Annotated in this window: 13 protein-coding genes and 5 pseudogenes; 16 read left to right on the top strand and 2 right to left on the bottom strand. The window is 47.8% G+C overall.

Annotated elements, in window-relative coordinates:
- Positions 1 to 4: 4 nt before the first annotated feature.
- Positions 5 to 421, top strand: a complete 417-nt coding sequence (locus tag NA624_RS12015) for a hypothetical protein (protein ID WP_001550233.1) — start codon at positions 5 to 7, stop codon at positions 419 to 421.
- An 83-nt stretch (positions 422 to 504) separates the two neighbouring features.
- Here NA624_RS12015 and NA624_RS12020 read toward each other — a convergent pair whose 3' ends face one another.
- Entirely contained in the window at positions 505 to 810 is a 306-nt protein-coding gene (locus NA624_RS12020) for a SymE family type I addiction module toxin (protein ID WP_001550231.1), read from the bottom strand.
- Positions 811 to 901: 91 nt separating this feature from the next.
- Here NA624_RS12020 and NA624_RS12025 point away from each other — a divergent pair, with 91 nt between their 5' ends.
- From NA624_RS12025 to NA624_RS12075, 11 genes and pseudogenes are all read left to right on the top strand, one after another.
- On the top strand, positions 902 to 1,060 hold the full coding sequence (locus NA624_RS12025) for a transposase (RefSeq protein ID WP_217805114.1): 159 nt from the start codon (positions 902 to 904) through the stop codon (positions 1,058 to 1,060).
- Positions 994 to 1,564 (top strand): annotated as a pseudogene (locus NA624_RS12030) (integrase core domain-containing protein); the annotation flags it as partial. The gene NA624_RS12025 and the pseudogene NA624_RS12030, both read left to right, overlap by 67 nt.
- A gap of 751 nt (positions 1,565 to 2,315) precedes the next feature.
- Complete coding sequence (locus tag NA624_RS12035; RefSeq protein ID WP_077906567.1) at positions 2,316 to 2,834, top strand: pilus assembly protein; 519 nt, start codon at positions 2,316 to 2,318, stop codon at positions 2,832 to 2,834.
- Positions 2,835 to 2,917: 83 nt separating this feature from the next.
- Entirely contained in the window at positions 2,918 to 3,655 is a 738-nt protein-coding gene (safB, locus tag NA624_RS12040; RefSeq protein WP_023197143.1) for a pili assembly chaperone SafB, read from the top strand.
- Positions 3,656 to 3,678: 23 nt separating this feature from the next.
- Complete coding sequence (locus NA624_RS12045) at positions 3,679 to 6,189, top strand: fimbrial biogenesis outer membrane usher protein (protein WP_024798311.1); 2,511 nt, start codon at positions 3,679 to 3,681, stop codon at positions 6,187 to 6,189.
- A gap of 21 nt (positions 6,190 to 6,210) precedes the next feature.
- A complete protein-coding gene (gene afaD / locus NA624_RS12050; protein WP_000266944.1) occupies positions 6,211 to 6,681 on the top strand; it encodes an AfaD family invasin in 471 nt (156 codons plus the stop codon).
- A 409-nt stretch (positions 6,682 to 7,090) separates the two neighbouring features.
- Positions 7,091 to 7,912: a polysaccharide deacetylase family protein gene (locus NA624_RS12055; RefSeq protein WP_000119391.1), complete on the top strand. Its 822-nt coding sequence runs from the start codon at positions 7,091 to 7,093 to the stop codon at positions 7,910 to 7,912.
- 82 nt (positions 7,913 to 7,994) lie between these two features.
- Positions 7,995 to 8,232: pseudogene (locus NA624_RS12060) on the top strand (PerC family transcriptional regulator); the annotation flags it as partial.
- A 496-nt stretch (positions 8,233 to 8,728) separates the two neighbouring features.
- On the top strand, positions 8,729 to 9,676 hold the full coding sequence (locus NA624_RS12065; protein ID WP_000970298.1) for a LysR family transcriptional regulator: 948 nt from the start codon (positions 8,729 to 8,731) through the stop codon (positions 9,674 to 9,676).
- A gap of 119 nt (positions 9,677 to 9,795) precedes the next feature.
- Positions 9,796 to 9,915 (top strand): annotated as a pseudogene (locus NA624_RS12070) (hypothetical protein); the annotation flags it as partial.
- A gap of 80 nt (positions 9,916 to 9,995) precedes the next feature.
- Positions 9,996 to 10,157, top strand: a pseudogene (locus NA624_RS12075) (transposase); the annotation flags it as partial.
- Between the two features lie 64 nt (positions 10,158 to 10,221).
- Here the strand turns inward: NA624_RS12075 and NA624_RS12080 are convergent.
- Positions 10,222 to 10,812: pseudogene (locus tag NA624_RS12080) on the bottom strand (ATP-binding protein).
- Between NA624_RS12080 and NA624_RS12085 the strand changes: the two are divergent.
- From NA624_RS12085 to tcfC, 4 genes are all read left to right on the top strand, one after another.
- Entirely contained in the window at positions 10,771 to 10,929 is a 159-nt protein-coding gene (locus NA624_RS12085; protein ID WP_000564358.1) for a hypothetical protein, read from the top strand. The pseudogene NA624_RS12080 and the gene NA624_RS12085 sit on opposite strands and share 42 nt — an antisense overlap.
- A gap of 885 nt (positions 10,930 to 11,814) precedes the next feature.
- Positions 11,815 to 12,525 (top strand): fimbrial chaperone TcfA, encoded by a 711-nt coding sequence (gene tcfA / locus NA624_RS12090; protein WP_001009501.1) that lies wholly within the window; start codon positions 11,815 to 11,817, stop codon positions 12,523 to 12,525.
- A gap of 50 nt (positions 12,526 to 12,575) precedes the next feature.
- On the top strand, positions 12,576 to 13,151 hold the full coding sequence (tcfB, locus tag NA624_RS12095; RefSeq protein ID WP_000287954.1) for a fimbrial protein TcfB: 576 nt from the start codon (positions 12,576 to 12,578) through the stop codon (positions 13,149 to 13,151).
- Positions 13,152 to 13,259: 108 nt separating this feature from the next.
- Complete coding sequence (gene tcfC / locus NA624_RS12100) at positions 13,260 to 15,947, top strand: fimbrial outer membrane usher protein TcfC (RefSeq protein ID WP_000092516.1); 2,688 nt, start codon at positions 13,260 to 13,262, stop codon at positions 15,945 to 15,947.
- Positions 15,948 to 15,954 lie beyond the last annotated feature (7 nt).

Here is a 15,954-nt window from a genome sequence, read left to right on the forward strand (position 1 = left end):
TGTTATGAAGAAAGATTTTGCTTATGCGGTGGAACTCCCTTATTGGCAGGCACCAAACGATGATCTCCTGTTAAAATCACAAGGTGATTCATTAACCGCATTTTTTAAGATATGGATTTCTCCTTCTAAATATTCTAAGTTTACAGGTATATTCGATTTTTCTTGTGTTTGGGCAGTGCGGTATGAGAGGAATAAAGAATTAAGTTATTATAGTAAACGTGATGACGATGATTTTGTTTCATGTTATTGGATTGTTCCTGAGTCATCGTGGATAGAAAAATTGAAGAAAGAAAGATGCTCTTTTTTTCCTGAATGGAAAGAATATGATGTTGGAGAATATTCACATTATATTATTCAAAGTAATTCATTTTACATAGAAATAATTGCCAAGGATGTAAAAATATCAAGAAGGAAATTATAGATGCTCTGTTAAATAATAATATCTATTTATAAAAAAGCCGGGAAAGAAACTAAACCTTCCCGGCTTTTATTATCTAACCCCCATCAAATCCCGCTTTCGAGCCTGCTCCGCTTAATCACCGGAATATCCCCGGTATCGTTCAGCGCCCCCGGAAAGGTTTTTAGCCACGCTTTCACCTTCTTTTGATTAATAAAAGTCACGCCCATCCCTTCAATACAGACAAAGAGTCCGCGGGTATGCTGCGGCGTGATCACGATGCAATCCCTCATTACCCGCACCTTGACGGGCATCCCGTTAATAAACCCCGCCTGCGGCATCCATTCACCGTACAAACGAACTGAAAGTCTCTCAATGCGTGAGTATGTAAGTATCCCGCATAATCGAGCCATTCACATTTAGAGATCATCCGACATAATCAATCTGCCAACGCAGGAGATCGCTGTGCGTAAAGCCCGTTTTACTGCGCACCAGATCATCGCTGTGATTAGATCAGTCGAATCCGGACGGACTGTTAAAGATGTCTACCGGGAGGCCGGTATTTCTGAAGCCACCAGGGACAACTGGAAGTCTGGATACGGCGGCAGGGATACGCGTGGAATCACAAAAGGCTCCACCGTATTTACTGTCTGCTCAAGCTGAATTTTCGCCGTAAGGGTAAACAACGGCTGCCGGTACGCAATCCCTCGCCACTGGTCACGCCGGAAGCGCTGAACCAGAGCTGGTCTGTGGGCGTCGTTTTCGCACGTTCAATGTTGTTGATGACTGTAATCGTAAAGCGTTGTCGATAGAAATCGATCTGAATCTGCCAGCTCTGCGAGTGGTCCGTGTACTCGACAGGATTACAGCAACCGCGGTTATCCGGCCATGCTGCGTATGGATAAGGGATCGGAATTTATCTCGCTGGCACTGGCTGAATGGGCAAAGAAACATGCAGTAAAGCTGGCGTTTATCCAGCCGGGTAAGCCGAAGAAAAACGTTTTCATCGCGCGCTTTAACCGGACATACCGTACAGAAATACTCAATTCTTATCTGTTCAGAACGCTGAATGAGGTGTGGGAAATTACGGATAAAAGGTTATCAGAATATAACTGCGAACGTCCATATGAATCGCGGAACAATATGATACCGAAGGAATACCGCTAACAACATTATCTGGCCGGAATCTTAAAAATGCATGGAACTAAAACGGGTCTATTTACAGGGGCACCTGCGATGAATTTCGCTGCACTGAAAAGCGATACCGGATGAGAGCTGCTTCAAATTAATGTGCCATGTTCACGGGGAGATGGTGCGACGTTTGCATAATCCAGCAAGAACTGAAAGGAAGGGGAGAGCTTTTTCATGCCTGTATAATCAGTCTGGCCTGTGTTAGTCAGCTCTTAGTGTTGAGACCCTCGCTGGAGCGTTATAATTGCTTTTCCGTTTCGGAAAACAAGATTTTCCATTAAAGATCTTCCCTGCGAGGAAAAGTTAACTAATAATCTTACCGTCGAGTTAGGAGATGTATGTTTAAATATAAACAATGTTGCAACGATGCCTGATAATTATCCTCTCTTCGAAGATAAGTTTCCCACACCCAGTGTGGTGGGGGGCATTGTAATGTTATCACTTGAATGTAAATGGAAGGTATAATTGCTTTTTGACTAGTATTCTATTCCACCCTGACAACACGATGTTAACATCAACACTGTTTATATTGGCAATAACGCAATTTTTTTCAGATTAAGAGGTGCTCTGATATATAGATTTTTATGACATTACTTATTTGAATTGGTAACAAATACCAATAAGCACAAGCTGTTATTACCAGCCACGGATTTTTCCATACGGTAAGATTTGGTGTGGTGTTATGTGTTCTGGATGTGCTGGATTATTTTAATTTGGTTAAAAAAAAGTGGTTATTCAAATGAAAAGCATAAAAAAATTGATTATCGCAAGTGCGTTGAGCATGATGGCTGCTAGTTGTTATGCTGGCTCATTTTTGCCGAACTCAGAGCAACAAAAATCAGCGGATATTGTGTTTTCCTCTCCCCAAGATTTAACCGTATCGCTTATTCCTGTGTCGGGCTTAAAGGCTGGGCCAAATGCTCTTGGCACGAAAATTGCGAAGCTTGAAGTTAATTCTACTACTCTTAAAGAATTCGGGGTCAGGGGGATTGCTAACAAAATAGTAGACCTTACTGGCACTGCATGGCGTGTAGCTGGTAAAAATACTGGTAGAGAGATCATTGTGGGCTTATCAAGTGACAGTCTTAGAAGAGCTGATGGCACGGAAAAATGGAATGGGGTGAACTGGATGACCTTTAATAGCAATGACGCGCTTGATATTGTCCTGACAGGAGCGGGAGCGGCGCAGAATGTCACAGCTGACACGTACCCAATAACTGTAGACGTAGTGGGATATCAACCTTAATAGTAAACAACTATTAGTGTATTGCGCCTTGTTTAAGGCGCAATACACATCAAATCATCTATTTTTCTTTTACAATTTTTGATATGAAAGTAGTTAATTTTGCTGTAATGGCGGTAGCTTTGTTCGCCACTAATTCTATGGTTTCAGTATATGCCGCCAGGCAGCAATTAAATTCAGCCACTAAATTATTCAGCGTGAAGCTGGGGGCTACACGAGTGATTTATCACGCTGGTACGCCCGGCGCGACGCTCTCGGTGAGCAACCCGCAGAATTACCCTATTTTGGTTCAGTCTTCAGTCAAAGCAGCAGACAAAAGTTCGCCTGCTCCCTTTTTGGTGATGCCGCCTCTATTTCGTTTAGAAGCGAACCAGCAGAGTCAACTGCGTATTGTCCGTACTGGTGGTGACATGCCAACGGATCGTGAGACTTTACAGTGGGTCTGTATAAAGGCGGTACCACCCGAAAATGAACCGTCGGATACACAGGCTAAGGGCGCGACCCTTGACCTCAATTTGTCCATCAACGCCTGTGATAAGCTGATTTTCCGCCCGGATGCCGTGAAGGGGACGCCGGAAGATGTTGCAGGAAATTTAAGATGGGTGGAGACGGGCAACAAACTTAAGGTGGAGAACCCCACCCCGTTTTACATGAATTTAGCCTCTGTCACAGTAGGGGGAAAGCCCATTACAGGGCTTGAGTATGTCCCCCCCTTTGCTGACAAAACACTAAATATGCCAGGTAGTGCCCATGGTGATATTGAGTGGAGAGTTATTACAGACTTTGGTGGTGAAAGTCATCCGTTCCACTACGTTCTTAAATAAATCCAGGGGTTTAGCGGCAGAAAATGAAGTTCAAACAACCTGCCTTGCTACTGTTTATCGCGGGAGTGGTTCATTGCGCAAATGCGCACGCTTACACATTCGATGCATCAATGTTGGGCGATGCAGCGAAAGGGGTTGATATGTCGCTCTTTAACCAGGGGGTACAACAGCCAGGGACTTATCGCGTGGACGTGATGGTGAATGGTAAACGTGTCGACACCCGTGATGTGGTGTTCAAATTGGAAAAGGATGGGCAAGGAACGCCTTTTCTGGCTCCTTGTTTGACGGTCAGTCAGCTTTCACGCTACGGCGTAAAAACGGAAGATTACCCTCAGTTGTGGAAAGCAGCAAAGACCCCAGATGAGTGTGCGGATCTGAGCGCCATTCCACAGGCTAAAGCGGTACTGGATATCAATAATCAGCAACTGCAACTGAGTATTCCTCAGGTGGCGTTGCGTACGAAATTTAAGGGGATCGCTCCTGAAGATCTCTGGGATGATGGTATTCCGGCGTTTCTGATGAACTACAGTGCGAGGACAACGCAGACGGATTACAAAATGGATATGAAGAGGCGTGACAACTCTTCCTGGGTACAACTGCAACCGGGAATCAATATAGGTGCGTGGCGTGTCCGCAATGCGACCAGCTGGCAGCGGAGTAGTCAACAGTCGGGGAAGTGGCAGGCAGCATATACCTATGCTGAGCGTGGACTGTACTCACTAAAAAGTCGTCTGACTCTGGGGCAAAAGACTTCGCAGGGGGAGATATTTGATAGTGTGCCATTTACCGGTGTGATGTTGGCATCGGATGACAACATGGTGCCCTACAGTGAGCGGCAGTTTGCTCCGGTAGTGCGTGGGATTGCCCGCACGCAGGCTCGGGTGGAGGTCAAACAGAATGGTTACACCATTTACAACACCACCGTGGCGCCCGGACCGTTTGCACTGCGGGATCTGTCGGTAACAGACAGTAGTGGTGATCTGCATGTCACCGTGTGGGAGGCCGATGGCAGTACACAAATGTTTGTGGTGCCGTATCAGACCCCGGCGATAGCACTGCACCAGGGATATTTGAAGTACAGCCTGTTGGCGGGCCGATACCGATCGTCAGACTCTGCAACGGATAAGGCGCAGATCGCGCAGGCTACGTTGATGTATGGTCTGCCGTGGAATCTCACTGCATACGGCGGTATACAGAGTGCAACGCACTATCAAGCTGCATTGCTTGGTTTGGGGGGATCTCTCGGGCGGTGGGGGAGTTTATCTGTCGATGGAAGCGACACACACAGTCAGCGTCAGGGGGAAGCGGTACAGCAAGGAGCCTCCTGGCGACTGCGTTACAGCAACCAGCTGACTGCGACGGGGACAAATTTTTTTCTGACGAGATGGCAGTATGCCTCGCAGGGCTATAACACCCTATCCGATGTGCTCGACAGTTATCGACATAATGGCAACCGTCTATGGTCGTGGCGGGAAAATTTGCAGCCGAGCTCGCGTACTACCCTGATGTTGAGTCAGTCATGGGGGAGGCATTTGGGCAATCTGAGTTTAAGCGGTTCCCGTACCGACTGGCGTAATCGCCCCGGTCATGATGACAGCTACGGACTGAGTTGGGGAACCTCTATCGGAGGGGGCTCGCTGTCATTGAACTGGAATCAAAACAGAACGCTGTGGCGCAATGGCGCGCACCGTAAAGAGAACATAACCAGCCTGTGGTTCAGTATGCCATTAAGCCGCTGGACGGGGAATAATGTAAGTGCTAGTTGGCAGATGACTTCACCATCACACGGTGGTCAGACGCAACAAGTGGGGGTCAACGGAGAGGCATTCAGTCAGCAACTGGATTGGGAGGTGCGTCAGAGTTACCGTGCCGATGCCCCGCCAGGTGGTGGTAATAACAGCGCATTGCACTTGGCATGGAATGGGGATTACGGCCTGTTAGGTGGTGACTATAGCTACAGCCGGGCGATGCGCCAGATGGGAGCCAATATCGCGGGAGGTATAGTTATCCACCATCATGGTGTGACGCTGGGGCAACCTTTGCAAGGCTCAGTGGCGCTGGTTGAAGCGCCAGGGGCCTCGGGGGTGCCAGTTGGCGGCTGGCCTGGCGTTAAGACGGATTTTCGTGGCGACACCACAGTGGGCAACCTGAGCGTCTATCAGGAGAATACAGTCAGCCTCGATCCGTCGCGACTACCGGATGACGCAGAGGTCACACAAACCGATGTGCGCGTGGTGCCAACCGAAGGGGCGGTGGTGGAAGCGAAGTTTCACACTCGCATCGGGGCCAGGGCACTGATGACGCTGAAACGGGAAGATGGGAGCGCCATTCCTTTCGGGGCGCAGGTTACAGTCAATGGGCAGGATGGCAGTGCTGCTCTGGTGGATACTGATAGCCAGGTTTATCTCACTGGTCTGGCGGATAAGGGCGAACTGACGGTGAAATGGGGAGCACAGCAATGTCGGGTTAACTACCACCTACCTGCCCACAAGGGAATCGCGGGCTTGTATCAAATGAGCGGTCTCTGCAGATAGCCGATTCTGAAGGAGAGAATAATGTGGATGAAAATACAGCGAGTGAAAACGGTTATCTATAGCGTAACCATACTGGTCGCTGCCAGTAGCTTGGTGCCGATAGCGAACGCCGCAGAAAAACTTCAGACAACGCTACGTGTAGGGACTTACTTTCGGGCTGGGCATGTGCCAGATGGGATGGTGCTTGCGCAAGGCTGGGTGACTTATCACGGCAGTCACAGCGGGTTTCGGGTATGGAGCGATGAGCAAAAGGCGGGTAACACGCCTACCGTATTGCTGCTGAGCGGGCAACAGGATCCTCGCCATCACATTCAGGTTCGCCTGGAGGGCGAGGGGTGGCAACCAGATATGGTGAGTGGTCGTGGCGCCATTTTAAGAACCGCTGCAGATAACGCCAGTTTCAGTGTGGTCGTTGATGGCAATCAGGAAGTGCCTGCGGACACCTGGACGCTGGATTTTAAGGCCTGTGCATTGGCGCAGGAGGATACGTAGCCGTCTGTTCCACTCATACTTCCTGTATAAGTGAATAAGGCGAATACTGTATATCAGGCTCGAGGATGTATTGAAAATTTACTCAAGGCAAATATGGTTAGCAATCTTCATTGCAGAAAAATCAATTGCTGATTGATTTTAAAATCTGAAATTCATCATTCTTTTTGTAGGGAGAGGAATATTATGTTTCGTAAAATAATTTAACGGACACTGATGCCTTTATTATTTTCTGTTTTGTGGGTTTGTTTGATTCACTCTTTTGTGAGCGGGGCTTTATAAGCCCCTGGTATAAGGTTTGTTTATCTGTCAGGTATTCATATGTGATATTTAAGATTTTATGTTTAGGGGGCTTTTTCTTGTCCCCTCAGGCGTAAAAATAATTTATTTTTTACATAAAGGAATAAAGCATATGTCTTATGCACGACATTTACCGGTATTAATGTATCACCATGTCAGTGATAAACCCGGACAGATAACCTTATCTCCCCGTACGTTCCGGGCGCAGATGAAATGGCTGGCTGAATCTGGCTGGAAAACCGTTACCGCAGCAGAGGTGGAAGCTTTTTATCATGGTGCAAGATTGCCTCGTAAAAGCGTCATGCTGACCTTTGATGGCGGCTGGCTGGATAACTGGTTGCAGGTTTTTCCGGTGCTGCAGGAGTTTAATCTGCATGCGCATCTCTTTCTTGTGACCAGTTTGATCAGTGACGGACCGGTCCGTATTCCTGCAGGCGAACCGGTGTACTCTCATGATGAGTGTCAGATGCTGGTTAAACAAGGCCGGGCTGATGAGGTCATGCTGCGTTGGTCAGAGGTTCGGGAGATGCACCTCAGTGGCCTTGTTGAGTTTCACTCGCACACGCACACCCACCGACGCTGGGACCAGAAACCTGTGTCCCGTAATCCGTCGGATTTGCTTCGTGTCGATATTCTTCTTAGTCGTAAGCGGATGAGGGAGATGCTGGGTTACTGCAGTCAGCATCTGTGCTGGCCTGAGGGCTGGTATTGTTCTGATTATATTCATGTGGCTGAAGAGTTGGGGTTCACATACCTGTATACCACAGAAAGGCGTATGAACAATCCAGTCATCGGTTCACAGCGTATTGGTCGTATCAACACAAAGGAGCGAAAGAATGTGGGCTGGCTGAAACGTCGTCTGTTTTATCACACCACGCCCGGATTTTCTTCGCTGCTGGCCCGGCATAAGGGGGCACGTCGGATAGCTGACTGAGCCGGAGACCAGGATGAAAGTGCTGCATACCGAATCCTCCCCCATCATCGGCGGGCAGGGGTTGTAGGCTATATCCCAAATGATGGTGCTGATTTTGAGCAGAAATAAGATAACACCGGAGGCCGTGATAGACCCGGTTGCGCAGAATCTGGAGGCCGCAGGTCACTGGCGCAGGGCTTCTACCCGCTGGCTTTTGGTCATGGGAGATTTTGAATGTACAGAGGCCCAGCGGGAGTGGTTGTTGTTGCGCCGGAATTATTGCCTTGCGCAGATATCTTCCCCTGGCGCCAGTAAAGCTGGATATCAGCGACGTGACGAAATGAGAGGAGCCTGCACATAGGTTTATGTTTTGAGTAAGCGTCTTATTTAAACCGTCTGTTCTGTTTCCTCCACTTTCACAAATAATATCGAGCCGGGTGGGGGGTATGCAAGTAAGAATAATCTGGCGATGTTTTGCTTGTTTCCACGGGATACTTTGTTAGGTGAACGATGCAATTAATGTGCTCCAGACTGCGTCACAGAAAAGGAGAATGCCTTTGCAGAACGGGTGCATGACAATGAACCACTTTATTATTGAGATCTGGTTCGGCGACAACCTTGACGATCACTTCTGAGATAGGGTATTTACACTGAGTGGTAAACAGGTTCAATTAGTAACCGGAGATGGATGCAAAATCATGATCGATTCAGATGCTATTTTGCAGCCAATAGATTTTTTATTATGATGATATCAAGGACATTGAGGCACACAATGACGCATCAGTAAGTCGTTGATAGCTCCTTTAATATAAGAATTTCTTTTATCAACGGAAGATAATGATGGAACTGATCAATAATCGTGGTATGCGAGACTGGATGATATTTATTAAAGTGGCGGAAGTAGGGAATCTTTCCCGGGCTGCACGGGAATTAGATATTAGCATTTCTGCTGTCAGTAAATCGCTTAGCCGCCTTGAGAATTCTATTGAGGTTACTTTACTTCGGCGCGATGCACATCACTTAGAACTGACTGGAGCTGGTCAGACAGCCTATGCAAGCATGAAAAGGATAACATCTTCCTTTCAGTCCTTGCTGGATGAATTGCGAAATCCGGATAAAATTATCAGAGGGAGTATAAAATTTTCGGCTCCGGCTATTGTCTGTGAGTTTCTTGCCAATAAGTGGATATGGGAATTTACAGCTAGCTATCCGGATACAAAAATCTACCTGGATTCACGAGAGCGTAGCGATTTTTTTAGTAAATCCCTGGAGTTTGATGAGCTGGTTTTTAAAAGTGGCATAATCGAAAGTGAGGATCTCGTGTATCGAAAGATAAGCCCTTTAAAGTTGGTTCTTTGTGCGAGTCCGAAATATATCAGAAAATATGGCAGGATCTCACATCCTGGCGATTTGGAAAATCACATTATTGTGGGTCTTCACAATCATGGTCTTTCCGGACCTCTTACTCTTTTCCGTCAAGATGAATCATACACTATTAGTGGCGCTGTTAATGTTCATTTATCTTCCAATAATCTTTTGAGTGTTCTTAATTTGGTTTTAGAAGGAAAGGGTATCAACCTCATGACTCCGGCCTGGCTTGCCACCAAATACTTAAAAAATAATGAACTTGAAATTATACTTCCTGAATGGAGGGTTCCAGATCTCCCCATTTATCTTGTATGGCGTCATCGTCAGTATTATTCTCCTTTATTTCAACGCTTTCTGTCTTTTATTGAAGATAAATGGAATAATCGCCCACAAATTGATTTTCTGAATGATGATTAACCCGTTTGGAATGGTTTTGACACGTTCCTGGCTTAAACCCACATGATGATGACTGAATTGAGGCATCGAGATATGCGACTGGTCAGCCAGTCGTCTTTTGACGATGCCCAATACAAAACATGATGCCGACTGACGGAAATGATAATACCCGGAAACAGGACGGGGCTGTTTTTGGGCAGCCGGAAGTTAAGCCCATACCAGAAACGTTGCAGTGTACTGAAAAATGGTGCCAGGTTGCACTGTAAGTATCCCGCATAATCGAGCCATTCACATTTAGAGATCATCCGGCATAATCAATCTGCCAACGCAGGAGATCGCTGTGCGTAATGCCCGTATTACTGCGCACCAGATCATCGCTGTGATTAGATCAGTTGAATCCGGACGGACTGTTAAAGATGTCTACCGGGAGGCCGGTATTTCTGAAGCCACCAGGGACAACTGGAAGTCTGGATGCGGCGGCATGGAAGCTTCTGATATTAAATCTTGAGGATGTCAACGCCAGGATTTATGGTCGTTTTTCGCTATTTTTAATGTCCGCTGTTTGATCACTTCTGCTGTCCGCTTTCCGCCATTTCATCTTCACTGATTGGCGTTGCGCTTTTGGTCAGCGCCCCGACTTTGCGTTTTTCCTTCAGTTGGTAACTTTCTCCTTTGATATTCAGTGTGGTTGAGTGATGCAGCAGCCGATCCAGGATCGCTGTTGCCAGCACGTTATCACCGAACATCTCTCCCCAGTCTGCGAAGCCTTTGTTTGACGTCAGGATAATGCTCGCTTTTTCATACCGTCGGTTCAGCAGTCGGAAGAACAGACTGGCTTCCTCACTGGTCATTGGCAGGTAACCTATTTCGTCCAGGATCAGCCCCCGCGCATAGCTCAGTTGTTGTAGCTGGCGCTCCAGGCGGTTTTCCAGCTTCGCTTTCATCAGCGTCTACCAACCTGTCCTGCGGCATGAACAACACCCGATGGCCCACATCTGCCGCTTTCACACCGGGGGCCGCGGCCAGGTGGGTTTTCTCCACTCCGGGGGCCCCAGCAGGATCACATTCACGCAGCGCTCCACGAACGTCAGACCGGCCAACTCCCGGACGACCTTATGATCGATGCCTGGCTGGAAGCTGAAGTCGAACTGCTCCAGCGTTTTGACTCATGGCAGACGAGCCTGTTTCAGCCGGGATTCCATTCCGCGCTGATGTCTGCCGTTCTATTCCTGCTGCAGCGCCATGCACAGGAATGTCGACTTATTTTGGGCTGACAGAGGCATTGGTCGTTAAGACTTGTATATTCATGTTGCTTACTCGCACAAAAGGGGGAAAGGAACCGTAAACAACATTGGCAGGTAAGGGACTGGCATCAATTTGAATGGTGTTTTTTTATAACATTATGTTTTAAAAGGTGAATTATATTTTCATGGTGAATTATTCTGTTTTCTATTGTTGTTTATGGAGTATTTAACCAATATTTCAGCTAAAAATAGTGTATTATATTGATTACACTTTGCTGGAGAGGTGTAAACATCAAGCATAACCATATGATGTATATAGGTTTTTGTTTACTGATATCATATTTTTAACAGATATTGAGCAAGTAAATCTGATCTAACTGTAACTTTAGTTTTCTAAATTAATTACCTTGCTTACTTTTTTTTACCTGGTTTTGTAAAACCTCATAATGATCAGTCTATTTGTGGCTTTGTTTAAGGTTTATTTGGTTTTGTAGTCTGAATTGTATCTCCCTCCTGGAGGGCTTTCTTTAGATTCTCTGTCTCCTACGTTGTTATGTTACGTATTTGTTGCTTTGAAGGAGGGGGAAATACAGTTCCATTTATCTGAGTAAGTCAGGTACACAGTAACAACTTTCTTATGAAGAATTTCCAAAATTTTTACTGCGGCGTTATTAATTGTTCAGCGATTCTTACAGATCTGTCGTTCGCTTTTGGTGAATGAAATCCGTGGACTTTTATTTACTAATTTTTTCTTTTCTGAAAAAAACAGAGGTATTGAGCGAAAAATTTTATTCCGTATGATGCCCTCCACACAAAATGTATTAACACTGAATCGTAATTTGCTTCTTTATGCTGATAACTTTCTGTCTATGCTAATACTAAAATTTAGATGACTTTTATACGGTAAAATCTGGTATGAATTTTAAAGATACTCTTCCCGGGGTGTTTCTCTGTGTCGCTATGTTTGCATGTGGTCATGCCAGGGCGAATATGCTCGTTTATCCCATGGCGGCAGAAATTAATAGTAGCCGCGAAGAGGCCACCTCGCTGTTCGTCTATTCTAAATCAGATCATGTGCAATATATTCGAACAAGAATCATGCGTATTGAACATCCTGGTATGCCACAGGAGAAGGAGGTACCAGCAGGGAATGATATAGAGACAGGACTTGTTGTCTCCCCGGAGAAATTTGCCCTTTCCCCGGGAACAAAAAAAACAATACGTGTTATCAGTACTCAGGCACCGGAAAGAGAGGAAGCCTGGCGGGTATACTTCGAGGCTGTTCCTGAACTGGAAGATGATCCACAGGCAGGTGGAAAGCAAAATTCATCCGTAAGTGTGAATCTTGTCTGGGGGGTGTTGCTGCGTGTTTCTCCGTCAGACCCCAGGCCTGCGCTGGTAACGGACGGTCACCACCTGCTGAATACGGGAAATACCCGGCTTTCTCTTATTCGGGCCGGCAACTGCGACACCACATGCCACTGGCAGAATATAGACAAAAGTATTTATCCCGGCGGGAGTGCTGATATTCCGGCCGGAATAAAAAGTAATGCATTTCGTGTGGAATATCGTACGGGTGCAAATTCACCGGTAATCTCTGCTGATTTAACAGCAGCCGGAAAGTAAAAACACACGGAGCGTACGCTATACCCTACATTTATTCTCAGGGGGAGCGGATGTATACCGGGTGTACATATATCACTGTAATAAACAACAAAGCAAGGTTATTTTTTATGAACATGAAAACATCTTTTATTGCCGCGGCTGTGGCATTGGCCACCGTTTATTCTTTTTCTGTTTCTGCGGTTCAGAAGGATATTACCGTCACTGCCAATATTGACAGTACACTTGAACTGCTGCAGGCCGATGGTTCATCCCTCCCGTCGACTATGAAGCTGGATTTCATGCCGGGTAAGGGCCTGGTCCATAAATCACTCCAGACCCGCCTTTACAGCAACGATCAGACCAAGTCGGTTAATGTAAAACTGTTGAATGCTCCACAACTTATCAACGTCCTGGATCCCACCAAAACCATTGATATGGAAGTGACTCTGGGAGGACGGTCACTGACCACCACCAATTCTGTACTGGAAGCTAAAACCCTGTTCCCGGACGGAAAAACTGGCGATGCTTCAGCTCTGCTGAACCTGGATATTGGTCAGAAGGCTGGAGCAGCCTTACAAAACCTGCCTGCCGGTGAATACAGCGGATTGGTCAGTCTGGTGATTTCACAGGCTGTCACTGCCGGCTAATAACCGGTTATTAGCTCTTCATCTGATCCGGTTTTGGGTTGTCACCGTTCGTACCTGAACCGGATCCGGTATTGATCTTATTATTCATTGCAATTCAGGTCTCTTTACGTGAGTCGTTATTTCTGGATGTATTATTTACTGGGGTTGTGCAGTTTTACCAGCCAGGCAACTCTTATTCCCCCTCCTGGATTTGAATCTCTGCTGGAAGGACAGACTGAGCAAATTGAAGTGTTGCTACCAGGGCATTCACTGGGATTATTTCCGGTGGTGGTTAAACCGGACACCGTGCAGTTCATGTCCCCATTGATGGTACTTGAAAGCAGTGGGCTTGCCGCGTTGCCGGGCGCAGAACGGCAAAAAGCGCTGGCTGCACTCAGCCGTCCGTTGCTACGTAACAGCAATCTGGTCTGTGGTGTCTCAGAAGCAAAAGACAGCAGCGAGTGTGGTTACGTGGCAACAGATAAAGAGGATGTTGCGGTTATTTTTGATGAGAACAACGCTCAGTTATCTTTGTTTCTTAACCGGGACTGGTTGCCGGATGAAGAACGACGTGATAAACGCTGGCTGACTCCGACCCCGGAGGGTGTCAGCGCATTTATTCACCGCCAGACGCTGTATCTGAGTGATGATCTCCACAGTCGTAATATGACACTGAATGGTAGCGGTGCCCTGGGGCTTGGTGACGGTCGTTATCTGGGAGGCAACTGGGCGGCTATCTGGAATCAGTCAGAACATTACAATAACAGTCAGGCCTGGTTTGACAATCTGTTTGTCCGTCAGGATCTCGGCAATCAGTATTATCTCCAGGCTGGTCGGATGGATCAGCGGAATCTGTCCAGCGCCACGGGGGGGGATTTTGGGTTCAGTCTGCTTCCCCTGAGCCGGTTTGATGGATTACGAACCGGGACCACCCAAGCTTATGTTAACCATGAGGTGGACCAGAATGCCACTCCGGTTATGGTTCAGGTTACCCGAAATGCCCGTATTGATATTTATCGTGGCAGCGAGTTGCTGGGGAGTCAGTTCCTGACCCCGGGAATGCATACCCTGGATACTCACTCTCTTCCACCGGGAAGCTATCCTCTGGCGTTGCGGATATATGAGGATGGAATTCTGCGACGAACGGAGAGCCAGCCCTTCAGTAAGGGGGGTAATAGCTTCAGTGCACAGACCCAGTGGTTTATTCAGGGCGGGCAGGAAGATACCGGGGATAAAGCCAGCCATTATGACGGTGAGACTGTCATGGCTGCCGGATTCCGAACTGGGCTGCGGAAAAATATCAGTCTGACCGAAGGTATCTCTCTGGCACATGAGGCCTGGTACAGTGAAACCCGACTGAATTCACAGCATGCAGTGCTGGATGGCACGCTGGACCTTTCTGCCGGGATACTGCATGGGACAGACAGCACGAGCGGTAACACTGAGCAGGTGACATACAACGACGGATTTTCCGCGAGTCTGTGGCGTAACCATACGGAAAGTGATGCCTGTAGTGGTCGTCATCCACAGTCAGTGCATGCCAGTATGACCTGCCAGACTTCGATGAACGCCTCCCTGTCGGTTCCGGTGGGGAACTGGTATGCCCTACTGGGATACAGTACCAGCAGGACAGAAGGTCGGCCGGTTTACCGGGGATATGATGATAACAGTGACAAAGAAAATGTGTTCTGGCGACAGGCATACATCCCTGCCTCTCACCGCGAATCTGCTCAGGCTAGTGCAACGTACAGCCTTAATATGGCTGGCATGAATATTAATACCCATGGGGGAGTATGGCGAACCCGAAATAACGGAGTGAATGATGATGGCTTGTTTATGAGTGTCAGTGTGTCATATGCCTCTCAACCACCGACAATGACTGGCAGTAATGGGTATACCTCAGCCGGGACCGATATTCACAGTAGCCGGAATCAAAAAACACAGACGTCCTGGAATGTGAACCATGTGAGATCCTGGCAGCAGGATCTGTATCGTGAACTGTCGGTGGGTTTCTCCGGTTATAACGACGACAGCTGGAGCGGGAGTCTCGGCGGACGCATGAGCGGCCGTATGGGGGAACTGAGCGCCACTATCAGTAACTCCCATCAACGTAATGCGGGCAGCGCCAGTTCACTCACCGCTGGCTACAGCTCGTCTCTGGCGTTATCCCGTAATGGACTGTTCTGGGGAGGTGGTCAGGACGGTGAACCGGCCTCTGGCATGGCGGTGAACGTGGAGTCAGAGGGGGACGAGGGCAGTAGCGGGAAAGTAGTCAGCGTTCGTGGCAGCAGCCAGCCGTTCAGTCTCGGTTTTGGTCAGCAGTCGCTGTTGCTGATGGAAGGCTATAACGCCACGGAGGTGACCATTGAGGATGCAGGGGTTAGTTCACAGGGTATGGCAGGCGTAAAAGCGGGAGGGGGAAGCAGGCGTTACTTCCTGACACCCGGGCATCTGCTGGTTCACAACATCAGCGCCAGTATGAGCCGACTGTACGTTGGCCGCGTACTGGACAAGGATGGCAGACCGCTGCTGGACGCACAGCCACTGAACCATCCATTTTTGTCGTTGGGACCTTCCGGGCGATTTAGCCTGCAGAGCGAGCATAAAGAATCCAGCCTGTGGCTGCTGTCAAAAAACAGGATCCTGCGTTGTCCGATGTCAGTACATAAACGTCGGGATGTTATGCAGGTAGTGGGTGATGTGCGGTGTGAATTAAGTGACGTGGATGCCCTGCCACAGGCGTTGCAAATATCGCCGCGGGTCATCCGTTTACTGAACGTTGCTGGTCTGCTGCGCCATGCCGTTCAGGAAGCATAACGTAAAG

The organism is Salmonella sp. NW38, from assembly GCF_051807745.1.
Lineage (GTDB): Bacteria > Pseudomonadota > Gammaproteobacteria > Enterobacterales > Enterobacteriaceae > Salmonella > Salmonella enterica.

Bases quoted from the DNA above. Each gene is read 5' to 3' on its own strand.
- NA624_RS12015 (WP_001550233.1), top strand. From the start codon at position 5: ATGAAGAAAGATTTTGCTTATGCGGTGGAACTCCCTTATTGGCAGGCA.
- NA624_RS12020 (WP_001550231.1), bottom strand. From the start codon at position 810: ATGGCTCGATTATGCGGGATACTTACATACTCACGCATTGAGAGACTT.
- safB (WP_023197143.1), top strand. From the start codon at position 2,918: ATGAAAGTAGTTAATTTTGCTGTAATGGCGGTAGCTTTGTTCGCCACT.
- NA624_RS12045 (WP_024798311.1), top strand. From the start codon at position 3,679: ATGAAGTTCAAACAACCTGCCTTGCTACTGTTTATCGCGGGAGTGGTT.
- afaD (WP_000266944.1), top strand. From the start codon at position 6,211: ATGTGGATGAAAATACAGCGAGTGAAAACGGTTATCTATAGCGTAACC.
- NA624_RS12055 (WP_000119391.1), top strand. From the start codon at position 7,091: ATGTCTTATGCACGACATTTACCGGTATTAATGTATCACCATGTCAGT.
- NA624_RS12065 (WP_000970298.1), top strand. From the start codon at position 8,729: ATGATGGAACTGATCAATAATCGTGGTATGCGAGACTGGATGATATTT.
- NA624_RS12085 (WP_000564358.1), top strand. From the start codon at position 10,771: ATGATCGATGCCTGGCTGGAAGCTGAAGTCGAACTGCTCCAGCGTTTT.
- tcfA (WP_001009501.1), top strand. From the start codon at position 11,815: ATGAATTTTAAAGATACTCTTCCCGGGGTGTTTCTCTGTGTCGCTATG.
- tcfB (WP_000287954.1), top strand. From the start codon at position 12,576: ATGTATACCGGGTGTACATATATCACTGTAATAAACAACAAAGCAAGG.